General features: G+C 69.1%; 10 protein-coding genes. 4 read left to right on the top strand and 6 right to left on the bottom strand.

The features are described from left to right. Positions 1-34: 34 nt before the first annotated feature. The gene (locus KY5_RS33480; protein ID WP_098245702.1) at positions 35-1,051 is read right to left on the bottom strand and encodes a phospholipase; all 1,017 of its coding nucleotides are present in this window, start codon (positions 1,049-1,051) and stop codon (positions 35-37) included. 178 nt (positions 1,052-1,229) lie between these two features. Between KY5_RS33480 and KY5_RS33485 the strand changes: the two genes are divergently transcribed. Next, the gene (locus KY5_RS33485) at positions 1,230-2,042 is read left to right on the top strand and encodes an SAM-dependent methyltransferase (RefSeq protein ID WP_098245703.1); all 813 of its coding nucleotides are present in this window, start codon (positions 1,230-1,232) and stop codon (positions 2,040-2,042) included. A gap of 93 nt (positions 2,043-2,135) precedes the next feature. After that, positions 2,136-3,038: a HipA family kinase gene (locus KY5_RS33490; RefSeq protein WP_098245704.1), complete on the top strand. Its 903-nt coding sequence runs from the start codon at positions 2,136-2,138 to the stop codon at positions 3,036-3,038. Positions 3,039-3,774: 736 nt separating this feature from the next. Here the strand turns inward: KY5_RS33490 and KY5_RS33495 are convergent. The 4 genes from KY5_RS33495 to KY5_RS33510 all read right to left on the bottom strand — a co-directional run bounded on the left by KY5_RS33495 (position 3,775) and on the right by KY5_RS33510 (position 17,909). Continuing rightward, positions 3,775-10,689, bottom strand: a complete 6,915-nt coding sequence (locus KY5_RS33495; protein WP_098245705.1) for a polymorphic toxin-type HINT domain-containing protein — start codon at positions 10,687-10,689, stop codon at positions 3,775-3,777. Positions 10,690-10,828: 139 nt separating this feature from the next. Next, positions 10,829-15,103, bottom strand: a complete 4,275-nt coding sequence (locus tag KY5_RS33500) for a LamG-like jellyroll fold domain-containing protein (protein ID WP_098245706.1) — start codon at positions 15,101-15,103, stop codon at positions 10,829-10,831. A 319-nt stretch (positions 15,104-15,422) separates the two neighbouring features. Next, positions 15,423-17,042: a malate synthase A gene (gene aceB / locus KY5_RS33505; RefSeq protein ID WP_098245707.1), complete on the bottom strand. Its 1,620-nt coding sequence runs from the start codon at positions 17,040-17,042 to the stop codon at positions 15,423-15,425. A gap of 225 nt (positions 17,043-17,267) precedes the next feature. Next, positions 17,268-17,909 (bottom strand): nucleotidyltransferase family protein, encoded by a 642-nt coding sequence (locus tag KY5_RS33510; protein ID WP_098245708.1) that lies wholly within the window; start codon positions 17,907-17,909, stop codon positions 17,268-17,270. 176 nt (positions 17,910-18,085) lie between these two features. Here KY5_RS33510 and KY5_RS33515 point away from each other — a divergent pair, with 176 nt between their 5' ends. Continuing rightward, the gene (locus KY5_RS33515; RefSeq protein WP_098245709.1) at positions 18,086-18,391 is read left to right on the top strand and encodes a DUF5955 family protein; all 306 of its coding nucleotides are present in this window, start codon (positions 18,086-18,088) and stop codon (positions 18,389-18,391) included. Positions 18,392-18,462: 71 nt separating this feature from the next. On the opposite strand, the gene KY5_RS33520 is transcribed toward KY5_RS33515, so the two are convergent. Beyond that, positions 18,463-19,932 carry a PLP-dependent aminotransferase family protein gene (locus KY5_RS33520; protein WP_098245710.1) on the bottom strand — a complete coding sequence of 490 codons (1,470 nt, stop codon included), beginning with the start codon at positions 19,930-19,932 and terminating at the stop codon, positions 18,463-18,465. A gap of 129 nt (positions 19,933-20,061) precedes the next feature. Here KY5_RS33520 and KY5_RS33525 point away from each other — a divergent pair, with 129 nt between their 5' ends. Next, a complete protein-coding gene (locus tag KY5_RS33525) occupies positions 20,062-20,628 on the top strand; it encodes a universal stress protein (protein ID WP_234363256.1) in 567 nt (188 codons plus the stop codon). Positions 20,629-21,143 lie beyond the last annotated feature (515 nt).

A 21,143-nucleotide genomic window follows, 5' to 3' on the forward strand; every position in this document is an offset into this window, starting at 1 on the left:
TTGGCATGACTGCGTCATCTCGTCGGCTCTCGGGTCAGCTCCCGAAGGGGACGTCCTCCGTGGTGGCCATGCGGCGGGTGTCGCCGTGCGCCGCGACGAAGTCGTGGATGTGGCCGATGGCCCGCTTCGCGGACGACTCGTCCTTGCCGCAGCCGTGGATCCCGGAGACGCCGTCGGGGTAGCAGGAGGCCCGGTGGCCGTAGATCAGCCCGTCGGCGTCGCCCCCGGCGCCGTCCAGCAGACTCCGGGTCGCGCGGTTGTCGCCCGCCGCGGTCGTCCAGCCGAACACGCGCGCCAGTTCGCCGCGGTCGCGGGCCTGGGCGCCGAGGCGGACCTGCTTCTCCACCTTCCCCAGAACGGTCGGCAGCTTCAGGTTGAACAGGCCCTTGTCCATGACCCGTTGGTTGTGCTTCACGGAGTCGCCGAACTCGCCGTACTGCCGCGTGACCTCGTCCGTGTCGCCGCTGATGTCCACGCCTTCGAGGTCGTTGAGGCCGCCCGCGACGTCCTTCCAGCCCGCGCCGCCCGCGGTGCCGTAGAACCCGTACAGGACCCGCACCCCGGCGCTCTCCAGCTTGGCGCGGGCCAGGTCGCGCAGGGCCGCGACCGAGCAGTGGCGCCGCTTCGCGTCATCGCTCGCGCAGTGGTCGGGGTTCTTGATGTCGAGCCAGACGAACCCGACGTTCTTGCCCGCCCGGCGCTGCTGCGCGATCCGGTCGAACATCTCCGCCATGGTGTTCCCCGCGCTCGTCGGCAGCCCGTCGTGATCGGCCCACCAGCCCTTCTTCCAGGCGGTGGCGTCGATCTCCATGGCGTTGGCGCCGTGGTCGAGCGCCTTGTCGACGCCGTCGACGGTGAGGACGCGGTGCGCGATGGCCCAGACGGGGCGCTGGGCTCCCGGCTCGGCACCGGACCGGGGGGCGTCGTCCGCGAGGTGACCCGTGGTGGCGGCGCCCGCGGACGGGGCGGCGAGCCCCAGCACCAAGGCGCCGCACGCGGCGGTCAGCGTCGCGGCGACGGCGGTCGAGCGGGGGCGGTCCCGATGTATCAAGGTGGTCTCTCCATCCGTTCCTGTGCGCTCGGCCACCTGCCCGTCCCGTCCCAGGTCAAACGCCCTCCGCCCGTTCGGAAGCGGTCCGGGCGTGGCCGGATGAAGCGGTAGGAAGACCGGCCCGCTGTACCGTCTGAGCCCATCGTCAACAACCAAGCGATCAGGAGCGGAGTGGTCCATGCACGGCGGCAGCGCAGGTGACCGGAGCCGGATCGACACCTCGACGGCTCATTCGGCGCGGGTGTACGACTACATCCTGGGCGGCAAGGACCACTACGCCGTCGACGCCCAGGCGGGCGACACGATGTGCGAACACTGGCCCGCGCTTCCGGTGCACATGCTGGAGAACCGCCGTTTCATGCACCGGGCCGGGCACTACCTTGCCGAGGAGCAGGGCATCCGGCAGTTCCTCGACATCGGCACCGGTCTGCCCACGGCCCCCAACCTGCACGAGGTGGCGCAGCGGGTGGCGCCGGAGTCGCACGTCGTCTACGTCGACAACGACCCCATCGTCCTGGCGCACGCGCGCGCCCTCCTCCAGGGCACGCGCGAGGGCGCGACCGCGTACGTCGACGCCGACATGCACGATCCGGACGCCATCCTGGACAGCCCGGAGTTCCGTGAACTGATCGACCTGCGGGAGCCGGTGGGCCTGATGGTCATCGGGATACTCCACTTCATCCTGCCGCCGGACGACGGCCTCCTGGTGCGGCGCCTGCTGGAACCGCTGCCGTCGGGCAGCTTCCTGGCGATGACCATCGGGACCGGGGACTTCGCGCCGGGCGAGGTGGGCAGGGTGGCGGAGGAGTACGCGGCGCAGGGCATGCCGATGGCGCTGCGCGACCGGGCCACGGCGGCCTCGTTCTTCGCCGGGATGGACCTGGTGGACCCGGGCGTCACCCAGGTCCACAAGTGGCGCCCCGGCCCCGAGCAGGAGGGCGTCGACGACCGGGCCATCGCGATGTACGGGGCGGTGGCCCGCAAGCCCTGAGGGTCGTGCGGGGCGCTCCGATTAAGCTGGTCACGACGTCGCAGGACTTCGGGGCTGGACTCCGGGGAGTGGGGAGAAGGGCCTTTGAAAGGCTTGAGACAGGTGGTCGCCACCCGCTACGTCGAGCCGCTGCGGACGGGCGGCTCGGTACCGGGCATCGTTGAGGCCGACGATCTGGGCACGTACGTCGTGAAGTTCACCGGCTCCGCGCAGGGCCGCAAGGCCCTGGTCGCCGAGATCATCGTCGGCGAACTCGCGCGCCGCCTCGGTCTGCGCTTCCCCGAACTGGTCCTCGTCGACTTCGACCCCTCGGTCGCCGCGGACGAACCCCACCAGGAGGTCCAGGACCTGCTGCGCGCCAGCGCGGGCGTCAACCTCGGCATGGACTTCCTGCCGGGCGCGGCGGACTTCACCCCCGACGCCGTCGACGTCACCTCCCTGGAGGCGGGGAAGATCGTCTGGCTCGACGCGCTGACGGCGAACGTCGACCGCACGGTACACAGCTCGAACCTGATGATCTGGCCCACGTTCGGCATCAAGACCCCGCGCCTCTGGCTGATCGACCACGGCGCGGCCCTGGTCTTCCACCACCGCTGGGGAGCGTCGCCGCCCGACAAGACGTACGACTTCCGCCACCACGCCCTGGGCGCGTACGCCCCCGACACGGCATCGGCCGACGCCGAACTGGCCCCCCTGGTCACGGAGCCGACACTCCGCGAGATCGCCGCGCTGGTCCCCGACGCCTGGCTGACGGACGAGCCGGGCTTCACGTCCCCCGACGAGGTCCGCGACGCCTACGTCACCCACCTCCTGTCCCGCGCCCGCTCCTCCGCGTCCTGGCTCCCGACGGGCTTCCCCAGCCGGGACGAACTGGCGGCGGCCGACGCGCGCCGAGCGGCCGCGACGGAGAAGGGCCGCCCCGCGTGGCTGAAGAGGGTCCCGGACCTGCACGGAAAGCCTCCGGCGGAACAGGATTGGTCGCGACACGTCGGATGACGGCTGCGAGACCACGAAGACGGCGAAGTTGTCTTCCCATGGCTCGCGCGTAGGTCGCAGGTCCGGCTCGGCGATCACGCGGAGGCTCGCATAACAGAGGCGTGTGCCCGGATGCCTCCCGCAGGTGTCCCAGAAGCGATGCACTGGCTGAGGGCGGCGACTCTGAAGAGCCGCCGCCCTCAGCGGTGGTCGTCCGCTGACGTTGTCGTCAGCGTTGCCTTCAAACGGCGTTACGCAGGACTCTGGCCATCTGCTTCCACAGGAATGTGGGCCACAGTCACTACGCCATTGAATGAACTCTCCACCACAATGCGGTCACCAGGAGAATATACCCAGAGTTCCGGGACGGATTCCGTGAGTTCCGGCAGGTGAGAGATGGCTGATTCGAGCCCCATCTCTACACTCGGAACTGCCAGGCTTTCCCAGAAGAAGATTAGGTTGCTAGCTTTCGGGGCGAACTCTTGGATTACGGTACTCAACTCGACAGAACCCGAATCTAGCGAGCTGAGTACCAAACCATCAGCTACCGCACTCCAAGTGATTGCACCGTCAGAGCTTCGCGGGTAACGACTGAGGCTTTCATGCTCGTATTGGAGATGCTGATTCAGGTTCAGCAACTGCACGCCCGGCCGCCCAACCCAAGTCAGCCGTCGGCCGCCCTGCTGATCTGCGCGAACCATTCGGACCATAGATCGGGGCAGGAGGTCCGGCCTGGTTCCGTATACACCGTCGAGCGTCACGAATTACCGCCAAGCGTTCTCGCGAAATCGTCTTCTGTTCCGTTCCATGGCACCGCCCACTTACGTGCAGAGTCACCCTTGCCGACTTCTACGTTGATATGGGGACCCTTTGCTGGATCGTAATCCATCCTGAACCTCTTGAATTCGCCGTTCACTCGAGTAGTGAATCCCACTACCTTGCCATAGGTCGTCGGTGCAGATTCGAGACGGCCGATGTATGGCTGCCGAGTAGCTGAATCAACCTCGCCCAGCAGGTCGAGCGCTTTGTTGCGAGCTTGTTCGAAGCTGCCAAAGCTAGGCAGGGTCACTTCCTTGCACGGCCCTCCGGAATTGTGAACCAGAACCGGAGTCTGCCCCGCCAGTACATAGTACGTATGCAGACCCTCGACGGTGAGGTTGTACGTGCGCGCGTGATCCTGGTACTCGCGAGCCGCCGTCACGCTGACCGTGCGGCCCTCGTCCGTGCGCAGGGTCATGCCCGGCTTGAGGTCTCCGGCCTCTACCCAGTCCTTCTTGTCGACCGACCAGAAGGGGTGCTCGTACGTGGCGGTCAGCTTCTCGCTGCCCTCGGGGGTGGCGATCGTCAGCTCGGTGAACTGCTTGTCGTCGTCGGTGACGATCGTCGCCGTGACGTCGCGTTCGCGGGTTTCACCCGTTTCCGGGTCCGTGGCCAGGACCTTGTCGCCGAGTTCTACGTCCTCGATGTTCTTGGAGGATCCGTCGGCCATGAGGACCCCGGTGCCGGCGAGGAAGCACTTGCAGCCCGAAGGGGCGCTCTTCTTCGCCTTTCCTGCTGCTTCCCCACCCCCTTCCGCCTTCTTGAGGTCCTTGGCGACGCCCTTGAACGGCTTGAGCCATTTCCCCCAGGGCAGGTCCGTCGCGGCGCTCCCGCACGCCACGCTGACGCCAGGGTGCTTCCCGCATTCCTCCCACGAGTGGAGGTCGGGGAGGACGAAGTCCTTCGCTACCTCGGCTGCGCCGCCACTGGAGAAGAAGTCGTTCAACGGTCTGAAGATGCCGTGGTTCAAGACACCGAAAGCACTGTCGATCCCGTATGAGGTTCGGGACATGCTCTTGGAGCCGCTCCCGCGGAACACGGCACTGCTGGCGTGCCCACCACCGCTGTACCCGCGACTGCTGTATCCGCCACGATTCGCACCACCGCTACCGCCACGGCCCCCACCACGGTTGGCTGAGACCGCCTTGTGGAAGATGCTCTTGGCGGCTTTGTAGATGTTCATCACTGCACACGCGATGCAGCCGAAGAGGCGCCCGGTGGGATCGCTGAAGGTGACGGGGTTGTTGTTGCCGTAGGTGTAGCCGTTGATCTGTTGGGGGTCCGTCAGATCCATCACCGGGTCGACGGAGAGGAAGCGGCCCGTCGACGGGTCGTACTCTCGGGCGCCCAGGTAAGTCAGCCCCGTGGACTTGGTGTCGTCGGTGCCTCCGACGAACCCCTTGGTGCCGGGCCAGGACTTCGGGGTCTCACCGCGCGGCCCGCCGAAGGGGAGCGTACGGCGCTGGGCCAGCTTCATATCGGCTGCGGCAACCGAGAGTTGACCGGTGCCCTGGTGGTCGGCCGTGGTGAAGGTGATCGTGCCGTCATCCGCCTTGACGGCCTGGTGGCCGCCGCCCAGGGGGGTGTAGCGGGTGGCCTTGGCCTTGTCCGCTCCCTTGGCCAGGGTGACTTCGGTGTGCCCGAGATAGAGCGTGGTCTCGGTCGGTGTGCGACCGATCAGACGGTTGCCCTCGGTGTCGTAGACGTACTCGGTGACCTTGTCCTTGCCCTTCTCGCCGGGTTCGGTGACCTTGGCGAGGTGGCCCTCGGCGTCCCAGCTCAGGCGTTGGGTGTCGCCGTGCAGAGTGCGGGAGTTGGTGTTGCCCGTCTCGTCGTAGCCGTAGGAGTCCTTGGTGGCGGTGCCGCCGGGCTTCTCGGTGGTGACCGAGGTCAGCGTGTGCGGCTGAGAGGCGCCGGGCTTGGGGTAGTCGTAGGTGCGCTTGGTGTCCTTGGTGCTGTCACCCGCGGTGTCGTGGAGGGTTTCGGTCGCGCGGTTGCCCGCCTTGTCGTAGGTGTAGGAGTGCCAGTACGGTGCCGGGCCGCCCGTCTTGCCCGTCGGCGGAGCCGTGGCGCAGGTCTTGTCGCCCTGGGTCCAGGCCTCGGTCATCCGCCGCAGGTAGTCGTAGGTGAAGCACTGCGTGTCGGTGCCGGTGCGGGAGACGTCCGAGACCGAAAGGACGTTGCCCGCCTGGTCGTAGCGGTAGGTGTCGTGCTGGTCGACACCGTTCTGGTCCTCGCGGTCGACGCGCGCGGTGGCCAGGCGCTGGGTGCCCCACTCGTAGGTGTTGGTGGCCCAGATCTTCTTGCCGCCGGTACCGGCCAGTTGGTACTGGAGCGCCTTGCCGGTCCAGGAATAGCTGGTGTCCGCCTGGAAGCCGTCACCCAGGATCGAGACGGGACGCAGGGTCTGCTTCTCGAAGGTGGTGGAGTAACTTCCGGCGGGGAGAGAGCCTGCTGCGGAGTAGCTCACGCCGCCCACCAGGCCGGAGGGCTTGTAGGTGGTGCCGCTTTGGTAGGTACGGGCCAGGGCTCCCTCCTCTCCGGGGATCACCACGGCGGTCTTCGTGGGTCGGTACAGCCGGTCGTAGCTGGTGACCTTGGAGGTGTAGGCGGCACCGTTCACATAACGGGTGGACTCGGCCAGCTGACCCTTGGCACCGGAGACGGTGTCGTAGGTCCACTTGGCGCGCAGCTCACCCGAGGGGCTGTCCTTGTGCAGCTCGGTCTTGCGGCCCAGGTTGTCGTAGACGCTGGCCAGTACGGTGCCGCGCTGATCGGTGGTCGTGGTCAGCTGGTCCCGGTCGTCATAGGTGCTCTTCGTGGCACCCCGGTCGGGGTCGTCGGCCAGGGTCTGGCGGCCCAACTGGTCGTACTCGTACGCCCAGGTGTTGCCCGCCGGGTCAGTGACCTTCTTCAGCTCGCCGCGCGGGGTGAAGGCGTACTTAGTGGTGTCGAAGGCCGCACCGGCACTGCGCGTGTGATGCTGGTGCAGCTCGGTCGCCTGTCCGCGGGCATCGGTGAGGGTAGTGGTCGCCGTGGCACCTTCGGGCGGAATCACCGTGGTGCGGTCGCCGCCGTAGATGGTCTTGGTGGTGGCCAACTCCTTGCCACCGTCACCGTTTCCGGCGATCTGCCGCTCCTCGACGGCACGGCCGAGACCGTCGTACGTGGTGCGGGTCTGCGACTCCACACTCATCGTGTCGGACGGCTTGAACAGTTCCCGACCGGGCGGGCCTTCGGTGTAGTAGGGAGCGAACGTCCGGGTGCTGAGGCCTCGTTCGTCGTAGAAGGAGTCGGCGAGCAGACGACCGCCCTTCGGTCCAGGGTGCTGAACCTGGCGCTCACGCAGGAACCCGTCGTAGAGCGCGTACGAGGCGACCTGCCCGCCTTCGTTGTTCAGGGTCTGGGTGCGGACCGTGACCGGCTTGCCCTCCTCCACGAGGTAGGTGAACTGGTAGCTGGGCGTCTGGCTGGTCCTGCGGTCGGCGAGCCAGACCTTCGCCGAGCGGCCGAGGGCGTCGTAGGTCATCTCGGTGCGCTTGGCGTTGGTGTCGACCTTCGCCTTCGGCTGGCCGCGCAGCGGCTCCACCTCGGTGACCGTGGTCTGAGCCGAGGCGGGATCGGCCGCCTTGACCGGCGGGCTGGTCTCGGTCACCTTGGCCGCGAAGCCGGTGGCGGGACTGTAGGCGGTGGTGGTGGTGCGGCCGTCCTTGCGCAGGGCGCGCACCGGGTCGCCGGTGCCCGTGACGGTGACGTTCGCCGTGAGGTCGGTGGACGTCAGTTTGCGGCCGTAGGCGTCGAAGGTGACGCCGGACTCCAGGTAGGTCGCCTTGCTCCCGTCGTGCTTCTTCAGCGTGGCGATCGCGGTGGCGTCGCCCTTGGTGGGCGCCGCACCGTAGGCGCCGCCGTCGTAGGCGGTCCGCACATCCGAGAGGACCTGCTTGGCCCGGTCGGGAGTGCCGGCGCACTTGACCGCGACGGCCTCCACCCGCGAGGGCAGGTTGAGGATGTTGTCCTTGGTGTTGGTGGCGTACGTGGTGCGGGTGCACTGGTTGTCGGCCGCGGTGGCGCTGTCGCCGAAGTCGTCGACCTGGGTGACACGGCCCGCGACGGTGTCGAACTGCGTCGCGGTCGACGTGGTCCGCCAGTCCTTGCCCGCGCCGTCGTCCAGTGAGGTCCAGGTCTTGGTGTGGCCCGCGCCGGTGAAGTTGGCGGTCACCGTGCCCCAGCCGCGGACCTTCTTCGCGGTCTCGTGGTGCCAGGGCCGGTTCACGGTCTTGGCCAGGACCTTGCCGCCAGGACCGGAGAAGGAGACGGTCTTGTAGCCGAAACCGGCCGCCGACTCGTGGTCGGTGATCGGGTCGCCCTCGCCCTCGCCGAGCGTGACGCTGACCGACTTGGTGCCGCCCGAGGCGTCCTTGCGGTCGCCGTCCATGCCCCGCAGGAAGTAGGAGTCCTCCTGCGACTTGAGCGCGTCGGCGCCGCCCTGGCCGCCGGTCCTGACCCGGACGTGGCCGTAGCCTCGCCACTGGGACCAGGTCTTGAACTTCTTCTCGGTCAGGCCGTCGTCATCGTCGAAGTGCCAAGCTCCGCCGCCCAGGTACTCGTACGCGGTCACGGCGTCGGGCGCCCCGCCGGTGCGGTCCGTGGTGGTCGTGGAGGTGACGACGTACTTGTTGAACCACTGCCGTTCGGGGTCGTCCGAACTGGAGCCGCCGATGTACTGCGGATAGCAGCGGGTGGTGTTCGACTGCGGAGTGGGCAGTGCGCCCGCCTCGCAGGCCGGGGCCGAGTAGTTGACGTCGACCTGGCCGCCGGACTCGTCGGCGATCGTGGACAGGCGGGACTTGATGAACGGCGCGTAGCCGTCGCCCACCTTGTCCAGGCGATTGGCCAGCTGCGTGTAGGCGAAGGTGGTCTTCGGCAGTGTCAGGGCTGGCTTGGCGGTGTGCCCGGAGTGCTGGACGGAGTCGAGAAGGAGCTGGTAATCGACATCAGCCTTGCCCCATCGGTGGTCCAGCTTCCAGGAGTCGACGTCGCTGTAGGCGGCGCCGTTCAGGACCTGGGTGGTGACACCGGTCAGCCGCTTACGGGTGAAGAAGGTCGGGGACAGGCGGCCCTTGTCGCAGTCCTCCGCCTCCTTGCAGTTCATGTCCCAGGGCGTGTCGTACCAGGAGAAGGCGTCCTTGCCGATGTCCTTGCAGTCCGTCTTGCTGTCGGGCAGACAGCGTTCGGCGGTGGTGAAGTCGACCTTGGCCAGCGGCTTGGTGCCGTACATCGAGGACGACTTGAGGCCGTACTCGATGCGGTTCAGCGAACCGCCGCGTACATACCGGGTGTTGTCCTTGGCTTTGAGGTTGCGGCCGTAGGAGTTCTTCTCCTGGTCGTAGTAGTACGCGATCGCGTTCCCGTGCGGGTCGACGACGTAGTCGAGGTTCCAGCGCCAGGCCTGCTGGCACCAGGAATCGGCGAAGGACGCCTTGTGGCAGGGCTCGTCCTTGTCGTTGCCGAAGACGGGAGCCGTCCAGGTCGATCCGGTCGTGGCCTTTCCGTCCTTCCAGCCGGGCAGCCGGTTGTACCCGAAGTAGTAGCGCACGCCGTCGGGGTCGGTCAGGCGCCAGTACTCGCCGTCGTTGTCCCCGTTGCCGCGCTTCGTGGACGTCAGCTTCGTGATGCGGCTGCCGTCGTCCTGCTTGAACTTGAATTCGCCGCCACCGGCCGGGACCAGCTCACCGCCCTTGCCGTTGAAGGTGATGAACGCGTTGTCGTGGCCCCAGCACAGGTCGCCCGGCTTGTTGCCGTCCGCGCCCTTCACCCCGTCGTCGGCGCACGGCTTGTAGCGGCGCTCGATGTAGCCGGACCACAGGTCGAAACCGTCGCCGACCCATGAGGACTGGTTGTTGGTCGTACCGGTCCGCCCGTCGATGGCTCCGGAGGAATAGGACAGGCCCACTTCTGGCTTCAGCTCGCCCGGCACCTCGGGCACCGCCATGTCGTACGACCAGGAGAAGTCACCGGTGTTGAGGTTCGTTTCCCAGGTCGCGGACGGGGACAGCGAAGTCGCCTTGTAGTCGCCGTTCGCGCTCTTGTCGTCGGCGACGGCGGCCAGCACGGTCGGACCCGACGCCCGCAGAGCCACCCCGTTCGCGGTCAGCGTCTGCTTCTCCGTGTCGTTGACGGTCCGCACCGGCTCGGCCGTGTGACGGCACTGCCGCTTCGTCGGCTTGTCCAGGACACAGGACGGCAGCTCGACCAGCGTGAGCCGGGACGCGTAGCCGCCGCCAAACGCCTCGGCGAAGCCGGAGTAGTCGAGTTCGGCCTGAACCTTGCCGGGCTTGTCGCTCTTCGCGTCACCGTTCTCCAAGGCGAACAGCACACCGTTCACACCGGCCCGCTCGGTGGCCTTCCTGCTCAGCACGCGTGCCGTGACCTTGCCCTGAGCGGCGGGCTCGGTCGCCTCGACTGTCTTGGCCCTCTTGCCCGTGCTCTTGGCGGCCGTAGCCTGAGGGGCACCCAGAGCGAGCGGCAGCCCCTTGGCTCCGACGGGTTCGCCTTCGGCCTTCACCGGCGCGCCGGGGATGCGCACCACGGCCGAACCCGGCTTCGGCCAAGCCGCCTTCGGTGCTCTGTCCGGGGTCTTCGGCCCCTTGGAGACCGTGCGCGGTGCGCTCTTGGCGCCGTCACTTCCCTTGATCGGGTTCTCTGCCGAGGGGAGGCCGGGGCGCTCGTTGCCTTGCGCCACCGCTGCAGGCGCGGCGGCCTGCAGCAGCGTGCCCACCAACGCGGTGGACACCACCAGCGCTGCCGACCGCCGCAGCCCGGCGAATCGGCGCGGCCTTGTTCTGCCGTTCATCTTCGGAATCAGTCCTTCACACGACAACACCAGCAGGCCGCGCGGCAGCGCGGCACGGTGGTGAAAAAGCTCGGTTACCAGTGCCTTGGGGGAGGGCGGCCGGAGAGCGGGAGTTCTCGCCCACCGGCCACCCCAGGGGTCAGTTGTCGCCCGGGACCTCGGTGGGCAGGCCGAACAACGAACCGGCCAGCTTCTCGATCTGCGCGTCCGTCAGGGCGCCCTGGAAGGCCCACACGTCATCGACGGAGCCGGGGAAGTACGTCCCCTTGGCATCGCCCTTGGCCTTGCCGACCTGCAGGGACTTGGTGGCCTTGAAGGCCAGGGCGTTGTCGGCCCAGGCGATCAGGTCCTGACACGCGGCGTCATCCGCGTCGCCGTCGCCATCCGCGTCGCCGCAGGCGACCTCTTGCAGGACGCCGTTGACATAGAGGCGGACCTCCTTGGCGAACCCGTCGTAGGCCACTGCCAGGTGGTTCCACTCCCGGACGTCGAAGAACTCGGTGTTGCCCACCTTGGTGACCGTGGCATCAGTGCCGTCCTTGGACGGCAGCGTGAGCTCCCAACGTCCCAACGCTTCGGGGTCCTTGGCATCGGGGACGAAGCGCACCTCGAACGCGCTGCGGGTGCTTCCCTCACCGCTGACCAGAGCGACGTCATGTTTCGGTGTCGCCGCGGTCCTGGCCCAGGAGGTGACGGTGAAGCTGCCGCTCGTGTCGACGGGCATCGTGCTGGTGCCCGCGTACGCGTCGGTGCCGTTCAGCTCGAGACCCTGCAGATCGATCATGCCTTCGCCGAGCCGCGCACCGCCGTACAGATTCATCGGGCGCTTCTCCGCCGACGAGTCAGGCGTGGTGGCCGGGCTGCCCGTGCCGCTCTTCTCGAAGTTCCAGCGGCCCTTGACCAGCGGGCGCTGCTTGAACATCTGCTGGACCTCTGCGGCCGAGACCGGCCGGTCAAGGAGACGCACGTCGTCGATGCTGCCCGGGAAGTGGCTGGCCGCCTTTCCGCTGTAACTGCCCGCGCCCAGGTACATGGACTGATCCGCGTAGAACGCGCCGGCCAGCTTGGTCGATCCGGCCTCGGCTCCGTTGACGTACAGGGTCAGGGTGTTGGCGACCGTGTCGTGCACGCCTACCAGATGCACCCAATCCTTCGTCCGGGCACTGGCGCCGTCCGGTTGCATGGCGCGGATCGGTTTCGCGTCCGCCGCGTCGGAGGAGTACTGATTGACCGCCCACCGGTTGTAGGCGGAGGAGTAGTACAGCTCGAAGCCGGGACGCTCCTTGCCCGCTTGCGCGGCGATGACCGCCGCTCCGTCGGGCTTCTTGTCGAGCTTGGCCCAGGCGGAGACGCTGAAGCTGCGCGAGGTGTTCACGTGCGGACCACTGGTCCGGCCGATCCGGGCGTAGCCATCGGTACCGCTGAACGTCGCCGCCTTGCCGGAGACTCCGGGCACACCGGTGGTGACACCGCCGTGGTACTGGGCGGGCAGCACGCCTCCGTACCCCGAGATCTCCTTCGCGTCCGGGGCCTCGTCCAAGTCGAAGACCGCCACCGCGGGGCGGCCCGGGTCACCGATCGTCCGCTTGGCGTGCAGTTTGTCCACTTCGTCCTGGGCCAGCGGCTTGTCGAACAGCTGAACCTCGTCGATGGCGCCGGGGAAGAACCCCGCCGGGAACCCGCTGTAGGAACCGGCCCCGAGTTGCAGACCGCGGCGGGCCTCCCACGGACTGTCGTAGGCGGTCCTTCCGGCCGGCTTGCCGTCGACGAACAGCTCGAGGACATCGCGCACCGAGTCGTAGGAGCCGACCAGGTGTGTCCACTTGCCGGCCGTTGCACCGCCCGGTTTGTCGGCCATCGCCCGGACGGCCTGGGCTCCCGAGGTGTCGGAGGTGTACTGGTTGAACACCCAGCGGTCATAGGACTTGGAGTAGTACAGCTCGAACCCCGGCTTGTGGTTGCCCGGCTGGGTGGCGACGACCGCCGTGCCGTCGGGCATCTTGGAGAGCCGCGCCCAGGCCGAGACCGCGAAACCGCCGTTGGTGTTGACGGCGGGAATGTCCGTCGAGGCGTAGGAGTCCGTTCCGTTGAAGGAGACGGCTGTGCCCTGGACGCCCTCCACGCCGGGGGTGGCACCGCCGTGCAGCCGCGCGGTGCGCGCCGGGGTCGTTCCCGCGGCTTCGTTCGCGCCCTCGGCCTCGTCCAGTTGCCAGGTGGCCCGTTCCGGCTGCCCGGCCTTCACGCGGTACTGGTAGGTGCGGATCTCGCTGCCGTTGCCCGCGCCGTCGAAGGCCTGAGCCGTGATGAAGTTCAGCCCCGGCCTGGCGGGCAGCACCTTCGCGGTCTTCGTCGCGCCGCCGGATGTGGAGATCTTCTTCTTCGAGCTGGGATCGCTGTTGATCCCGTACCGGTACGACGTCACATCGCTGTCGGCGGCCTTCAGGGCGAACGATCCGTACTTGCCGACCCCGTCGTACCAGGGGTCGTCAGGGTTCTCCGGGTCGGAGGCCGGGTACTCGCCCGAGGAGACGGAGGGCGCTCTGGGCACCTTGGTGTCATGGGTGAAGTAGCAGGCGGTCGGGTCCCCGGCGTACGACCAGGGGGAATACTGGGCGCCGTCGTGGACGCGCGCGGACCAGTTGACCAGCTTGTTCACCGGAATCTTCGAAGGGGGCAGGCTAACGGCGAAGGAGCTGCCGGACTTCTTCGAGGACGTCCGCGCCGGACTCCAGCTGCCACCGTCCCAAGCGGCCCGGAACTGCACCGAAACGCTGTCGCCGTCGGGGTCCTTCACGTCGTTGGCGTAGATCTTCCCCAATGTGCGTACCCGCGCGGCCTTCCCGGAGCTCTTGCAGGCGCCGCCGTACTCCATGGTCAGTTGCGAGCTCTTGAGCTGCGCGGGCGGGCGGTTGTACTTCACTCGCAGAAACGCCTTGTCCGAGAATCGCTTCCAGCCGTAAGCGTCCGCCTCACTCGCAGCCCGCAGACCGAACGTCATCGTCTTGTCCCGGCTGTCCGCCGCGGCTTGCACGGCTGACTTCACCGAGAACTCCGCGTCCTTGGCCGCGCAGCCCGAAAAGCCGTGGGCGAAGGATTCCGACCCCAGCCGCTTCTTCCAGAAGCCGGACGCGTTCTGGGAGTTCCACGTCGTGGACGAGGAGATGTCCTTGGTCCGCCACAGCTCGACCGCCCGCTTCCCGCAGGAGGCCGACCAGGTGTTCCGCGCCACGAACTCGGCCGACAGGATCGACTTGCCCGCGAACTTGGACACCGGAATGCGGTAGAAGAGCCGCTTGGTGTCGTGCGGCTTGCAGTAGTACCAATTGCAGTAGCCCAGGCCCGCGTCGCGCTCGCCGTTGAACTTCCACTGCGGCGAACCCGCCCAGTACTTCGACGCCATCGTCCACGCGGATGCTCGCGGCGAGTACCACTGCGGGTCGATGAACACCGGGTACGTGGTGTCCTTGCCCCTCAGCACCTCCGCATCAGGCGTCAGCACCAACTCCTTGCCGTCGGTCGGCACATCCACCTCGACCGGCGCGAGCTTGCCGGACTCGCCGGCTGCGGGCTCCTCCCTGGCCGGGGGCGTACCGTCCTGAGACGGCCCCGATGCCTTCAGCTGGGCGGAACGCGTGCGAGGCGCGTTCTCGGGCCCCGGGCTCGAGTCCCACATCATCGGCTTCGGCGCCTCAAACACCACACCCTTGGCGCCCTGGTCGACAGCCTGAAGTTCGCCCTCGGAGGTCTCCGTCACCTCCACACCGTCAGTGGCCAGTTTCAGTCGCAGCTTGGCCAGTTCCGAACTCCGCGCCGCTTTGGCCGACTTCACCACCAGCAGCTGGGTGAAACCGTCCTCCTGAGCCCCCATCCGCAGGTCCACATCGGGAAGCACATCCGCGTAAGTGGCGGTCGAGCCCTTGACACGGGGTTCGGGCAGCTTGCCGGGCCACGACAGGGTCAACTCGCGCCCGGCCCTCGTCATCCGCACCAGCGGCGCGTCCCCGCCACCGGAAAGTTCAAGACCGACCGTGGTCGCCTTCGGCGCGACGGCGCCGGCGGCGGACTTCACCAGATCGGTGTCGACCGACTTCCACTGTTCGCCCACCCGGGTCCGAACGGGACGGAGATACTCCCGCGCCTCCAGATTCCCGTCGGGCGTCGCATACACATCACGGGACTCACCGCGCTGAGACGTGACTTCGACCGGCTTTCCGGTGTGCCTGGCCTCCGCCAGCGCGGCCTCGGTACCAGCGCCTTCGGCGGCGGAACCCTTACTCGCGGAGTTCGCCAGGGGCGACGCGGCCGGTGAAGCCGCGGTCGCGGTGTCCGCCGGGACAAGACCTGCCACGACGACCACACTCACCAGGCTCGCCAGAACCCCTGCTCCGCCGCGCGAGCGCGCGCGCCTCCACATACCCCACCCGACCAGTCAGAAAGATGAAAATTCCCTTAAGGGGGGAACCGAGTCGAGACTGTATGTAGCTGCCACGCAGCGAACCAAACGGACTATTCTGGGCGTACGGCGCAAAGCTGATGATCCACTTGTGACTTCAAGCATGGTTGTACCTGATGTGGCATCAAACAGATAACAGTCATGAGAAGAGGGCATTTATCCAACAAGGTTCGCTATTGCGCCTTTGGGTCGACTCTTCCGAGCGCACCCGCCCGAACACGACCGAGCCCCCGGCACCGCACGGTGCCGAGGGCTCGATGGGGAAAGGGTGGGGCGGAGGTCAGCGCAGTTGCTCGTATGCCGGGAGGGTCAGGAAGTCCGCGTAGTCCGCGTCCAGGGAGACCTGGAGGAGGAGGTCGTGGGCCTGCTGCCACTTGCCTGTGGTGAAGGCCTCGTCGCCGATCTCGGTGCGGATCGCGGTGAGTTCCTCTGCGGCGACCTTGCGGGCGAGGTCGGCCGTGGCCGTTTCGCCGTTCTCGAAGACGACGCCCGCGTTGATCCACTGCCAGATCTGCGAGCGCGAGATCTCGGCGGTGGCCGCGTCCTCCATGAGGTTGAAGATGGCGACGGCGCCGAGGCCGCGCAGCCAGGCCTCGATGTAGCGGATGCCGACCTGGACGGCGTTGACCAGGCCGTCGTAGGTGGGCTTCGCGTCGAGGGAGTCGATCGCGATCAGGTCGCCGGGGGCGACGTTGACGTCCTCGCGCAGGCGGTCCTTCTGGTTGGGCTTCTCGCCCAGGACCGCGTCGAAGGACTCCATCGCGATCGGGACGAGGTCCGGGTGCGCGACCCAGGAGCCGTCGAAGCCGTCGCCCGCCTCGCGGTCCTTGTCGGCGCGGACCTTCTCGAACGCCACCTTGTTGACCTCGGCGTCCCGCCGCGACGGGATGAACGCGGCCATGCCGCCGATCGCGTGCGCGCCGCGCTTGTGGCAGGTGCGGACGAGGAGTTCGGTGTACGCCCGCATGAAGGGGGCGGTCATCGTGACCAGGTTGCGGTCCGGCAGGACGAACTTCGAGCCGCCGTCACGGAAGTTCTTGACGATGGAGAAGAGGTAGTCCCAGCGGCCCGCGTTCAGGCCCGAGGCGTGATCGCGCAGCTCGTAGAGGATCTCCTCCATCTCGTACGCGGCCGTGATCGTCTCGATGAGGACCGTGGCGCGGACGGTGCCCTGCGGGATGCCGACGTAGTCCTGCGCGAAGACGAAGATGTCGTTCCAGAGGCGCGCCTCCAGGTACGACTCCGTCTTCGGGAGGTAGAAGTACGGGCCCTTGCCGAGCTCGATGAGGCGCTTGGCGTTGTGGAAGAAGTACAGGCCGAAGTCGACGAGCGCGCCGGGGACGGGCTGGCCGTCGAGCTGCAGGTGGCGCTCGTCCAGGTGCCAGCCGCGCGGGCGCATCACGACGGTGGCGAGCTCGCCACCCTCCTTCAGGGCGTACGACTTGCCGGTGCGCTCGTCCGTGAAGTCGATGCGGCGCTCGTAGGCGTCGGCGAGGTTGAGCTGACCGAGGACCACGTTCTCCCAGGTGGGCGCGGAGGCGTCCTCGAAGTCGGCGAGCCAGACCTTGGCGCCCGAGTTCAGGGCGTTGATGGTCATCTTGCGGTCGGTCGGGCCCGTGATCTCCACGCGGCGGTCGTTCAGCGCGGCGGGCGCCGGGGCGACCCGCCACGAGTCGTCCGCGCGGATCGCGGCCGTCTCCGGCAGGAAGTCGAGGGTCGACGTGCGGGCGATCTCCGCACGGCGCTCGGCGCGGCGGGCGAGGAGCTCGTCACGCCGGGGCGTGAACAGCCGGTGCAGCTCGGCCACAAAGGCGAGGGCCGCGTCGGTGAGCACCTCCTCCTGCCGGGGCAGGGGCTCTGCGTCGACGATGGCCAGCGGCGACGGCGCTAGTGCGGACATGAGCTGTCACTTCCTTCAGAGAGCTGCACGGACGGTGCCTGGCGAGCCGCCGGGCAGACGCGGTGGCACTGGGTGCCACCCGAGCCGAGGTACGGCTGTGGGCCCCGTCCGAGGTAACGGGCCTTCTGGTCAGTGGATACTAGTTTCCTCATGGTGGAAGTTCAATGGTTTGTTGACGTCGAGATTCTCTCCGTCGACAGAACATGTCGCTGAGTGCCACCCCGGTCACTCCAAGTGGATCAGGTCCTCGACGGTGTCTATGTCGTGTGCCCGCGCCACGTCTCCGCACTCGACCAGAGTCACCTCGGCCGCGTGCTCCTTGAGGTAGGCGCGCGCTCCCCGGTCGCCCACCGCGCTCGCCGCGATCCCGGCCCAGTGCGCGGAGCCGAACAGGACCGGGTGGCCCCGCACCCCCTCGTACGCCGCTGCCGCGAGTGTCGACGGGGAGCGGTAGGCGGCGCGCACCCGGGCCGTCGCCGCCGCGCCGATCCCCGGCTGGTCCACGAGCGAGACGAGCGCCGCCGTCCCGCCGCCCGTGTCCCGCAGGGACTCCAGACCCGCCCGCAAGGAGGACCCCATGCCCTCCTGCCAGTCGGGATTGTCGACAAGGACACATCCGGGCAGTGCGGCCCGCTCCCGTACGGCGTCCGCCGCCGCGCCCAGAACCACGTGCACCCGCACGCAGCCCGCCTCCCGCAGCACCCCCACCGCGTGCTCCACCAGTGGCCGCCCCCGGTGTTCGAGCAATGCCTTCGGCCGCCCGCCGAGCCTGCGCCCGCCGCCCGCCGCGAGGACCAGCCCCACGACCCCGTCCAGCCCCACGACCCCGTCGGTATCGGTCCCCGGCCCGTTCGTCTCTCGCGTCATGACTCCTGCATACACCGCGTACGCCACGAAGGTGGCCGGAAAGTGGCGCATCCGCCGCCGTGTGGCGTTTACTGGCCCGCGGCCCTTCGGCGCCTGACCAGCGCCGGACGGATCGCGGTACGAGTACGAGCGGGAGCTTGCGTACGCGCGCACGCAGGCGCGCGAGGGGGAGAGCTGTGTTGCGGAGTGTGGGGCAGAGACGAGTGAGCGGTGGCGGCGAGGATCCACGGGTGGCGGAGCTGCATGCCGCCGTGGCCCGGCTGCGCCGTGAACTCGCCGCACACCCCGTCGAGTTCGCCGACCGGGGCATCGCCGAGGACGAACTCGCCGCCCTCGCCGAGATGGCTCGCGGCGGCGCCCCGGAAGTGCTCAGGATGCGCCGGTCGCTGCTGCTCGTCGCGGGCGCGATCGGCTCGGTCAGCGCGCTGGCCGCGGGGCTCGCCGCGGTACGGGGCGCGGTGGAGATGTTCGGCGGCCGCTGATGTGGTGCGGGTGGCGTGACGTAGTGGCGTGAGGTGGGTGGCGGGACGCGGGTGACGCGGGCGGCGCGCTTTCAGGCCACCCAATTGCGGTGCGTTCGGTCCGCGTCGAGCGGACGCAGATCGCCCGCGAGCGCCGCCGCGAGCCGCCGCACCGCCTGCTCCGACAGCTCGGGCGGGAGCGTGAAGGGAACGCGCAGCCGGTGCTCGTGCGTACCGGGATCCGCGCCGAAGCGCGAGCCGCCCTCGATGCGTACGCCGTGTCCGAGCGCGGCACCCGCGAGCGCGGACGCCACCGGGCGGCCCAGGTCCACCCAGAGCGAGAGCCCGCCGGGCGGCAACTGCCAACGCCACTCGGGCAGATGGCGGGCGAGCGAGGCCGCGAGCGCGTCCCGCTGCGCCCGCAGCCGCGGCAGCCGCTCGCGCAGCACCTCGTCCATCCCGCGCAGCAACTGGAGCGCCATCAACTGCTCGATGACGGGCGTCGCCATGTCGCTCGGCACCCGCTTCATCGCCAGCTCGGTGATCAGCCGCGACCCCGCCCGCACCCAGCCGATCCGCAGCCCGCCCCAGTGCGTCTTGCTCAACGACCCGACGGTGACGACCTGTTCGGCCGTGCTGTGCGGCGCGAGCGAGGCGAACGGCGCCGGCGGCGGCACGTCGAGCGCGATGTCCGCGATGGTCTCGTCGATCAGCAGCCAGGTGCCCGTGGCGCGAGCCGTCTCCAGGACGCGCACGCGCTGCTCGCGCGGCATCAGACAGCCGGTCGGGTTCTGGAAGTCCGGTACGAGATAGGCGATGCGCGGCGCCGCCTGCCGCAGCGACGACTCGACGAGACCGCTGTCCCAGCCGTCCTCCGTGACCGGCACGGGCACCGCGCGCAGGCCCGCCCCGCGGATCGCGTCGAGGGCGTTCGGGTACGACGGGTTCTCCACGAGCACTCGGTCGCCCTGCCTGCCCAGCAGGGCCAGCGTCAGCGACAGCGCGTGCTGGGCGCCCGTGGTGATCAGGATCTGATCGGGCAGCGTCGGCAGCCCGCGCCGCGTGAAACGCTCCGCGACGGCCGCCCTCAACTCCGGGATCCCGTACGGGTGGTAGCCCGGCGTCGGCACGTGCTCGGCCAGCATCGTGGCCGCCGCGCCGAGGGCCGCGGTGAGCTCGGGCTCCGGGGCGCCGGGCGCGGCCACCGCGAGGTCGAGCACGCCGTCACCCGCCGGGAAGGCCGCCACGCTGGCCGGTCGCTGTCCCTCGGGCAGCTCGGTCCAGGTGCCCGCCCCGCGCCGGCTGCGTACGTAGCCGCCCTCGCGCAGCACGTCGTACGCCGCCGTGACCGTGGCCCGGCTGACCCCGAGTGCCGTGGCCAGCTCCCGCTCGGCGGGCAGCCGGGTGTGCAGCGGGACGCGGCCGTCGAGCAGGAGGGTGCGGACGCCGTGGGCGAGCGCGCGGTAACCGGGGTGCTCGCCGGACGTGCCGTGCAGCAGCGCGGCGAACTGCCGACTGCCGAGCCGCCTGTCCACGGCGTGGACCACCGATGCCTCTGCCATGCCAACTCCCTCGTATTGGCCCTGCCTTCCAGGCCAATGAGCCTACAGACTCCTTCTCGGGCGGCGTGAGTCGGCCTTTTGGCCTGGGATCTGGGATCTGAGATCTGGGAAAGGACACCGGTGGAACCGATGGGGTGGATGGAGAGCGGAGTGGAGCGGTCGGGCGGTGGCGATGGCGCGGGTGGCGGGCGGGTGATCGTGGGCGTGAGCGGCTCCCTCGCGAGCCTCGCCGCGCTGCGGGCGGCCGCCGTGGAGGCACGGCGCGGCGGCCTCGGACTGCTCGCGGTCGCCGCCTGGGAGCCGCCGGAGGGCGAGGCGCTGTATCTGCGCCACCCCGACCGGGAATGGGCCCTGCACTGGCAGGCCGAGGCACGGGCGCGACTCGACCGCGCCTTCGACCAGGTCTTCGGCGGCGAGCCGTCGGGGATCGGGACGGTGCGGCGGCTGGTGGTCAGGGACCGGCCGGGGCGGGCCCTGTGCGAGGTCGCGGGGCGCGCGGAGGACCTCATCGTGATCGGCACGCGACGCGGTCGCGGACGCCGACACGGAGGCGGGCGCGGCACCAGGATCCACCGCTACGTCAGGACGCACGCGGGCTGCCCCGTCCTCACGGTCCCGGCACCTGCCGTACCGAAGGGGCTGCGCAGGGCGCTGCGGAGGGTTATGGCGGAGGACTTTGCGTTGGTGGGGCGCTGAGGGGGAGGGAGAGTTCGGTTGGGTGGGGCGCTGAGGGGAGGGGGAGAGCGGCTGGGTGGGGCGGTGTGGGGCGGCTCGGTGGTGGGGTGGTCGGGTGGGGGGCTGGGCTGCCCGGGGCGGTGGTCGGGCAGGGCGGTGGTGCGGTGCGGGGGCGCGCAGGGCGGCGGTCCGATGCGGCGCGGTGGTCGGGCGGCGCGGCGACGCGATGTGGGTGGTCGGGTTGGGCGGGGCTGCCCGGGGCGTGGGGCGGTGTGGTGCGGCTCGGTGGTGCGGCCGGGTGGCGCGGTGCGGTGGAGAGGGTGCCCCGTGCCGTCCGACAGGACCGCGCGGGGCACCCGTGCACCCGTGCACCCGTGCACCCGTGCACCCGTGCACCCGTGCACCCGTGCACCCGTGCACCCGTGCACCCGTGCACCCGTGCACCCGTGCACCCGTGCACCCGTGCACCCGTGCACCCGTGCACCCGTGCACCCGTGCACCCGTGCACCCGTGCACCCGTGCACCCGTGCACCCGT

The organism is Streptomyces formicae, from assembly GCF_002556545.1.
Taxonomy (GTDB): domain Bacteria; phylum Actinomycetota; class Actinomycetes; order Streptomycetales; family Streptomycetaceae; genus Streptomyces; species Streptomyces formicae_A.